The organism is Achromobacter sp. DMS1 (assembly GCF_001270295.1).
In genome coordinates this window covers 1-4,522 of the sequence record NZ_LHSJ01000313.1, presented here as the reverse complement: position 1 = coordinate 4,522, position 4,522 = coordinate 1, and the positions used below count along the sequence as shown (strand labels likewise).

Below are 4,522 nucleotides of genomic sequence, written 5' to 3'. Positions count from 1 at the left end.
ATCCCCGACGCTGCCCGGCGGCGCGCCTTTCGCCCCACGCCACGCCGCAGCGCCGCTCCTGGAACTGACTGCCTCGTGAATCGACACGCCGCCGCGGCACGCGCGCCCAAGTCCCGGGCGCCATCGGAAACGCTGAACTTCCGGCCCGTCTTCTCCTCCGACAGCCGCGTGCGCGAATACGTGGTGCAGTACACCGCGCAGCCCTTGCGCCCGGGCCCGGCGGCAAGCCTGGGAAGCGCGCTGGCCAAAGCGGCGCAGTCGCTCGACGGCCTGCGGGCGCGGGTGCCGGTGCTGCTGGACTGGCTGCCCCTGCCGCCCCATTCGCGCTGGACCGCCGACGGCTTCTGGGAAAGCGACGGCCTGCGCCTGCAGGACGGATTGCTGCACGCGAGTCCGGGCGCCTTTCGCGCCGGCCCGGTTTCCGCCTGTTATCCGGCCGAGCTGGTCACCTTCCTGATCCCCCTGGTGGCGCCGTTGCATCCCCGCGCCGAATTGTTCGCTTCCTACACCGAATTCAGCGTCGGCCTGCGCGCGCGCCTGCAGTCCGCCAACCGCCACGACGGCTTGCGCGTCACGGGAGTGCACATCGGCCTGCCCTCGGGTTTTTCCGCCTCGCCGCCGCTGCAGGCCCGTCTGGCCTCGCTGATCGATCTGGCCTCGCGGGTCCGGCTGCCCGTGCTGGTGCGCAACGCCGACACGCCGGCCGAGGTGCAGGGGCTGCGGCCTTACGCCAACGTCCTGCTGCAGGGCGCGATGCTATCGCCGCCCATGAGTCCGGCCTGCCTGCGCGCCTTGCTCGAGATCGGCGGCCGCCGCTGGCGCGAATTCCGCGTGGGCGGCGCCTGAGCGGCGCCCTGGGAGCGCCTTGGTTGCGTCAGGGCGCGGCGGCGGCCAGCGCCTCGCGGTAATGCGCAGCTCCACGTCGTCGCTGACGTCGCGCATAGGCGCCCACGCCGAAGTCGCACGCTTGAGCGTGGCCGTGGCGTCGAACCCCACCGCCGGCCGTCCCGCGCGCGGATGCGTGCCTTCGCGGTTGCGCACGGCTTCCAGCACCACCGGCTGCTCGTGGTTCTTGATGCGCAACACGCCCTCGATGCGCAGCCGGCCGTCTCCCTGGTCGCGCACCGACGTGCTTTCGAAACGGATGTACGGATACGTGGCGGCGTCGAAGAACTCGGGGCCGCGCAGCACCTCGATCCAGCTTGGGCACGTGCGAGGTCAGGCTTTCCACGGGCACGCGCAGCGCGCCGATAAGCGGCCGGCGCGCCGCGTCGTAGCGCAGCACGCCCTCGATGCGCCCGCGTGCGCGGTCGGCCTGGAAAATCCGAAGTGGCTCCAGCTCACCACCACTTCCGTGTGCTCGGGATCGATCTGGTAGTCGCGGGCCTGGGCGGGCGCGGCAATGGCGAAGGCCGACAGCGCGCACGCGATGACGGCGGAGACGGAACGGCTCATGACTTACCCCACGAAATGGAAACAAGGCCGGGCAAGGGTATGCCGGGCAGCGCCCGGGCGCAAGCCGCGCCCGCCCGCGCTACGGCCGGAAACGCCGCAGGCGCAGGGCATTGCTCACCACGAACACGCTGGACAGGGCCATGGCCCCGGCGGCGAACATGGGCGAGAGCAAGGCGCCGTTGAACGGGTAAAGCGCGCCCGCTGCCACCGGAATCAGCGCCACGTTGTAGGCGAAGGCCCAGAACAGGTTCTCGCGGATGTTGGTCATGGTGGCGCGCGAGATGCCCAGCGCGGTGCGGCACGCCGCCCAGGTCGCCCGACATGAGCACCACGTCGGCGGCCTCGATGGCGATGTCGGTGCCGGTGCCGATGGCCACGCCCACGTCCGCTCCCGCCAGCGCGGGCGCGTCGTTGATGCCATCGCCGACATAGGCCACGGCGCCGTAACGCTCGCGCAGCCGCCTGCCGCCTCGACCTTGCCGTCGGGCAGCACCTCGGCCACCACCTCGTCGATGCCGAGCTGGCGCGCGATGGCCTGGCCGGTGCGCCGGTTGTCGCCGGTCACCATCGCCACTTTCAGCCCTTGCGCATGCAGGTTGCGGATGGCTTGGGCCGAACTTTCCTTGACGGGATCGGCCACGGCCACCATGGCGGCCAGCCTGCCGCCGATAGCGGCGTAGAGCGGCGTCTTGCCTTCTTCGCCGAGCCGCTCGGCCTGCGGACGCAGGCCCGAGACGTCCAGGCCCAGGCGGGCCATATAGCGGTCGGCCCCGATCTGCACGCGCTCGCCGTCGACCGTGGCCGCGACGCCGAAGCCCGTGAGCGACTCGAAGCCGCCGGCCCTGGCCCCGGCGCCAGGCCGCGTTCCTGGGCCGCGCGCGCGATGGCCTGCGCGATCGGGTGCTCGGATCGCGCCTCCACGGCAGCGATCTTGCGCAGGATGTCGTCGCGGCCCGCTTCCGCCATGCCCTCGGCCAGCACCAGGTCCGTAAGCTCGGGCCGGCCCTGCGTGAGCGTGCCGGTCTTGTCCACCGCCACCACCCGCGCATGCGCAGCGACTGCAGGGCCTCGCCCTTGCGGAACAGCACACCGAGCTGCGCCGCCCTGCCCGTACCCACCATGATGGAGGTGGGCGTGGCCAGGCCCATGGCGCAGGGGCACGCGATGATGAGCACCGCCACCGCATTGACCAGCGCGTAGGTCAGCGCCGGCTGCGGGCCGAACAGCAGCCAGAGCGCGAAGGTCAGCGCCGCCGCGGCCATGACCGCGGGCACGAACCACATGGTGATGCGGTCCACCAGCGCCTGGATGGGCAGCTTGGCGCCCTGGGCATGCTCCACCATGCGGATGATCTGCGCCAGCACCGTGTCGCCGCCGACATGCGTGGCCCGCACCGTCAGCGCGCCGTTCTGGTTGACGGTGCCGCCCACCACCTGCGCGCCGGGCGTTTTCTCGACCGGCACGGGTTCGCCGCTGATCATGGACTCGTCCACGAAGCTGCTGCCTTCCTGCACGTCGCCGTCCACCGGCACGCGCTCCCCGGGCCGGATCTCGACAAGATCGCCCACGGCCACCTCGGCCAGCGGCACCTCGCGCGCCTGCCCGTCGCGCCGCACACGGGCCGTCTTGGGCCGCAGGCCCACCAGCCGCTGGATCGCGGCCGAGGTATTGCCCTTGGCCTTGGCTTCCAGGTAGCGCCCAGCAGGATCAGCGCCACGATGACGGCGGCGGCCTCGAAGTACACGTTGACCGTGCCGGCCGGCAACAGGCCCGGCGCGAAGGTGGCGACGACGGAATAGAGATAGGCCGCGCCCGCGCCCAGCGCCACGAGCGAATTCATGTCGGGCGCGCCCCGGAACAGGGCCGGAATGCCCGCCGCGAAAAAACGCCGCCCCGGGCCGGCCAACACGGCGGTGGCAAGCGCGAACTGGATAATCCAGCTCGTCTGCGTGCCCAGCTTGTGGGCAACCGCGTGGTGGAAAGCGGGGATCATGTGCCCGCCCATTTCGAGCACGAATACAGGCAGCGCGAGCACGGCCGCCACGACGAGATCGCGCAGCAGCGCGCGGCGCACGCTTCCTGGCGGGCGTCCAGCGCGTCCGGCTCCGCCTCCTGGCCCGACACGGGCGTGGCTTCGTAGCCGGCCCTGGCCACGGCCGCCGTCAGCGCCGCTACCGACACGCCGCCCACGGCCGCGACCTGGGCCCGGCCATTGGCCAGGTTGACGCTGGCGCCCGTGACGCCGGGCACCGATTTCAGGGCTTTCTCGACCCGGCCCACGCATGAGGCGCAGGTCATGCCGCCGATGGCGAGGTCCAGCTCGCGCGTCGGCACGTCGTAGCCCGCCTTGCGCACCGCCTGCACCACCGCCTGCGCGTCGGGCCCCGTCGAAAGCGATGTCGGCGCGCTCGGTGGCGAGATTGACGCTGGCCTTGGCCACGCCGGGCACCGCGCCCAGGGCTTTCTCGACGCGGCGCACGCAGGAAGCGCAGGTCATGCCCTCGATGGGCAGGGCGAGCGCAGCGGCGCGATGTAGGCTTTCCATGGCAACTCCTGGTGTCCTGGGGCGCGGCAATGCCGCGATGATTCACACTCCAGGTTCACACTCTAAGGATTACCACCATGGGAAGGTCAAGCGGCAGGCCGGGTGGCGGCGACGAGGTGGCGCGCAAGTTCGGCCAGCTGCTCGTCCTTGCGGGCCTGGGCCGCATGCGCTTCCTGCAGCCCCTCTTCAGCCCGCGCCAGCCGCGATTCGAGCGCCTCGATCTGCTGGCGCTTCGTTGAGCGCCTGAATGGCCGTGTTTCGCCCTGCCCTCCAGCGCGGCCCGCTGCCGAGCCAGCGCCGCGGCCGACTCCGCCTGCAGCGTCTGGGCCTTGCGTTCGGCGGCGCGCGTGGCTTCGGCCAGCGCCGCTTCCATTTCGCGCACGCGCGCCTGCAGGCCCTGCTCGCGCGAGGCAGCCTCGTCCAGCCGGGCGCGCAGTTTCCGCGCCGCTTCGCGCTCGGCGTCCAGCGCGGTCAGCCAGCGGCCGCTGATGCGCCGCGTGCGGGCATCCAGCGCCTGCTGCG

At 72.0% G+C, this 4,522-nt stretch carries 5 protein-coding genes and 1 pseudogene; 3 read left to right on the top strand and 3 right to left on the bottom strand.

All coding sequences use genetic code 11. The annotated features are described in order from the left end of the window. The coding region (locus AD428_RS23245; protein WP_235491094.1) for a hypothetical protein at positions 1 to 846 on the top strand (846 nt) is incomplete at its 5' end. Here the strand turns inward: AD428_RS23245 and AD428_RS28655 are convergent. From AD428_RS28655 to AD428_RS23235, 3 genes and pseudogenes are all read right to left on the bottom strand, one after another. After that, positions 757 to 1,191 carry a YceI family protein gene (locus AD428_RS28655; protein WP_235491093.1) on the bottom strand — a complete coding sequence of 145 codons (435 nt, stop codon included), beginning with the start codon at positions 1,189 to 1,191 and terminating at the stop codon, positions 757 to 759. The genes AD428_RS23245 and AD428_RS28655 overlap by 90 nt on opposite strands. 27 nt (positions 1,192 to 1,218) lie before the next feature. Beyond that, positions 1,219 to 1,455 carry a hypothetical protein gene (locus AD428_RS28650; protein WP_235491092.1) on the bottom strand — a complete coding sequence of 79 codons (237 nt, stop codon included), beginning with the start codon at positions 1,453 to 1,455 and terminating at the stop codon, positions 1,219 to 1,221. Positions 1,456 to 1,534: 79 nt separating this feature from the next. After that, positions 1,535 to 4,000, bottom strand: a pseudogene (locus tag AD428_RS23235) (heavy metal translocating P-type ATPase). 77 nt (positions 4,001 to 4,077) lie between these two features. On the opposite strand from AD428_RS23235, the gene AD428_RS26925 reads away from it, so the two are divergent. Further along, on the top strand, positions 4,078 to 4,239 hold the full coding sequence (locus tag AD428_RS26925; protein ID WP_160318620.1) for a hypothetical protein: 162 nt from the start codon (positions 4,078 to 4,080) through the stop codon (positions 4,237 to 4,239). A gap of 8 nt (positions 4,240 to 4,247) precedes the next feature. Then, the coding region (locus AD428_RS23230) for a hypothetical protein (protein WP_152968206.1) at positions 4,248 to 4,522 on the top strand (275 nt) is incomplete at its 3' end.

What these genes read in the sequence shown, in the direction of transcription:
- AD428_RS28650 (WP_235491092.1), bottom strand. Translation starts at nt 1,455, where the DNA reads ATGAGCCGTTCCGTCTCCGCCGTCATCGCGTGCGCGCTGTCGGCCTTC.
- AD428_RS26925 (WP_160318620.1), top strand. Translation starts at nt 4,078, where the DNA reads ATGGGAAGGTCAAGCGGCAGGCCGGGTGGCGGCGACGAGGTGGCGCGC.